At 37.7% G+C, this 3135-nt stretch carries 3 protein-coding genes and 1 pseudogene; all 4 read right to left on the bottom strand.

Annotated features, from left to right (window positions below):
* On the bottom strand, positions 1-555 hold a 555-nt coding region (locus Q0L68_RS18680), incomplete at its 3' end, for an aminotransferase class III-fold pyridoxal phosphate-dependent enzyme (RefSeq protein WP_296705768.1).
* Between the two features lie 55 nt (positions 556-610).
* The gene (gene argC / locus Q0L68_RS18675) at positions 611-1579 is read right to left on the bottom strand and encodes an N-acetyl-gamma-glutamyl-phosphate reductase (RefSeq protein ID WP_296705767.1); all 969 of its coding nucleotides are present in this window, start codon (positions 1577-1579) and stop codon (positions 611-613) included.
* Complete coding sequence (locus tag Q0L68_RS18670; protein WP_296705766.1) at positions 1572-2765, bottom strand: argininosuccinate synthase domain-containing protein; 1194 nt, start codon at positions 2763-2765, stop codon at positions 1572-1574. Before Q0L68_RS18670 ends, argC begins: the two co-directional genes overlap by 8 nt.
* A 32-nt stretch (positions 2766-2797) precedes the next feature.
* Positions 2798-3135, bottom strand: a pseudogene (locus Q0L68_RS18665) (GNAT family N-acetyltransferase); the annotation flags it as partial.

The following is a 3135-nucleotide window of genomic DNA, read 5'->3' as shown; positions in this document are numbered from 1 at the left end:
GACCTGAATTCCACCTACTCCCTGAATTCCCTCAATAATAATTCCGGCGATATTACCTTCTTTAACCCGGAGTTCCACTGCGTGTAAATCTCCCCAAGGAAGAATTTGAAAATCTTCTCTTGCATTGCAAGGTGCGATGATTTTCGGGTTATCTGTCAAAGCCACTGCAGCAGAAGTTCTTCCGTGGAAAGCTCCAGAGAATGAAATAAAACCAGATTTTCCTGTTGCAAATGATGCTAACTTGATCGCGTTTTCATTTGCTTCTGCGCCTGAGTTACATAGAAATAAATTATAGTCAGGATAACCGGATAATTCACCCAATTTCTCAGCATATTCCTTTTGTATAGGAATATGAATAGAGTTGGAGTAAAAGGCGATTTGATTCAGTTGGTCCTGAATTCTTTTAACATAGTGAGGGTGTGAGTGTCCAATAGAAATAACTGCGTGCCCTCCGTAAAGATCTAAATATTCTTGCCCTTGATCATCCCAAAGTTTTGTTCCCTCTGCTTTAATAGGAGTTACAGGGATGAGCGGATATACATCAAATAAGTTCATCTTGAATTATTTATAAGCTTAAAGAAAAAAGAAATTTGACCAAAGGTCAGATAATTTAAAATGCAATGCTTTTCAGACTCAACCCTACTTTTTCATCTAAAGCAAATGCTAGATTAAAATTCTGAACAGCTTGCCCGGAAGCACCTTTCAACAAATTATCAATGGCAGAATAAATCACCAATTGACCGGCTTCTTTTTGTAAATGAATTATACACTTATTCGTGTTTACCGCCTGCTTCATATCAATGTCATGATCTGAAACGTGTGTAAAAGCTGCATCCTTGTAGAATTCCTGATATACTTTTCTAGCTTCTTCTAAAGTACCTCCATAAGGAAGATAAGCTGTCACCCAAATACCTCTAGGGAAATTCCCGCGATACGGGACAAAAAGCAATTCTGCTTGGAAATTGGTATTCAACTGCTTAAAAGTCTGCCTTATTTCCTTCAGATGTTGATGTGTAAATAATTTATACACAGACATGTTTGAAGATCTATAACTGAAATGGGAAGTTTCAGCAAGTTTTTTACCTGCACCTGTACTTCCAGTAATTCCAGAAATATGAATTGTTTCTTTTGCCCATCCAGAGGCGATAGCAGGAGCGAGAGCTAATTGGATCCCAGTGGCAAAACAACCTGGGTTTGCTATTTTCTTCGCTGTTTTGATCTTATCCGAATTCACCTCCGGCAGTCCATAAATAAAACCATGAGACTCATCTCTGAAATCAGTAGACAAATCAATGATCACAGTCTCAGCAGGAAAAGGGTTTTCTTCCAAAAATGATTTTGTTTGCCCATGTGGAAGACCTAGAAAAACGGCTTGAATTCCCTCTGTTGAAACTTGATCAGTAAATATCAATTCAGTATCTCCAATTAAATCCGGGTGTACCTCAGTTACTTTTTTCCCGTTTTGGCTATTGCTATGCACATAAACCAGCTCGCAGAGAGGATGATTTACTAAGATTCTTAGCAATTCTCCCCCAGTATATCCTGCGGCACCGATTATGGCTGTTTTTATCTTAGTCATTTTCTCCGTTTACCTTATGGAAAATCGCTGTTTGATTACCCAAAATTCGAGTAAATCCTTTTACGTCTTCGGCTGTGTAACCTTTATTCATTTCGCCATAGCTACCAAATTTGGCAGACATTAAATCATGATCTGAAATAATCCCGAGTAAGGTAAAGCGATAAGGTTGCAAAAGAACACGGACGGTTCCGGTTACATATTCCTGGGTACTCTGTAAAAAGGCTTCCAGATTTCGCATAACTGGATCAAGGTAATGACCTTCGTGAAGGTGATTGCCATAAAATTCAGCTTGCTGATTCTTCCAGAACATCTGCCATTTGGTCAAAGTGTGTTTCTCAAGTAATTGATGCGCTTTGATAATAACAATTGGTGCAGCTGCTTCAAATCCAACTCTACCTTTGATGCCAATAATTGTGTCACCCACGTGAATATCTCTACCAATTCCAAATGGTGCTGCTAATTTCTGAACCTCTTGAATGGCATCTACGGCATGCTGATAAGCCTTCCCGTTGACAGATTTTAATTCACCTTTTTCAAAACCTAAAGTAATTTCTTTTGCTTCTTTCTCGGTTATTTGTGTTGGCCAAGCAGATTCTGGTAGATAATCCGAAGAAGTCAAAGTTTCTTTTCCACCCACTGATGTACCCCAAATTCCTTTATTGATAGAATAAGCGGCTTTTTCGAAGTTCATTTCAACTCCATGTTTTTTCAAATAATCAATTTCTTCCTGACGGCTCAGTTTTAAATCACGAATAGGAGTGATGATTTCGATATCCGGAACAATCGTCTGGAATATCATATCAAACCTTACTTGGTCATTTCCAGCTCCGGTAGAGCCATGAGCTACGGATTTTGCCCCAATTGTTTTGGCATATTCTGCCAATGATTTAGCTTGAAGAATTCTTTCGGCAGAAACAGAAAGGGGATAGGTTTGATTTTTCAGAACATTGCCAAAAATCAGGTATTTGATTACTTCTTGATAATAGGTTTCTACTACTTCCAGTACCTTAAATGAAGCTATTCCTAAACTTTTAGCTCTTTTTTCGATCGTTTCTAATTCCTCATTTGAAAATCCCCCAGTATTTACCAATACTGCATGAACTTCATACCCCAATTCTTTTGAGAGGTGAAGTGCACAAAATGTGGTGTCAAGTCCACCACTATAAGCTAAAACGATTTTTTTCATCACTATTCAATTAGGCAATAGGTTAATATTTTTTATAAAAAGATGCTGCTTACACTGTCTTTAGACTTGTTTATTTTCAACATCACATACTTTTTTAATCTGACCCAACGGTCAAACAATTTGATTTCTTTCTTGAAGTCTTTCCTTAAAGCAAGTTCTTCAATATGATTTTTTTTGGCTTGTGGGTCATAAAGCATTGCTGTACATAAGCAGTTTTGTCTTTGCTTACTCATCAAAATCTCATAGTTCACACAACTTTGACATCCTTTCCAAAACTCATTGTCATCGGTTAAATCAGCATAAGAAACAGGAATATAACCCAGTCCTGAGTTTATTTTCATTACAGCCGCACCGGTTGTCAACCCAAAAA

The sequence above is a fragment of the Algoriphagus sp. genome, assembly GCF_024642405.1.
GTDB lineage: Bacteria > Bacteroidota > Bacteroidia > Cytophagales > Cyclobacteriaceae > Algoriphagus.
This window is presented reverse-complemented; position numbering and strand designations above follow the sequence as displayed.

Excerpts from the sequence above, each read along its gene's own strand:
- argC (WP_296705767.1), bottom strand. The coding sequence starts at position 1,579 with ATGACTAAGATAAAAACAGCCATAATCGGTGCCGCAGGATATACTGGG.
- Q0L68_RS18670 (WP_296705766.1), bottom strand. The coding sequence starts at position 2,765 with ATGAAAAAAATCGTTTTAGCTTATAGTGGTGGACTTGACACCACATTT.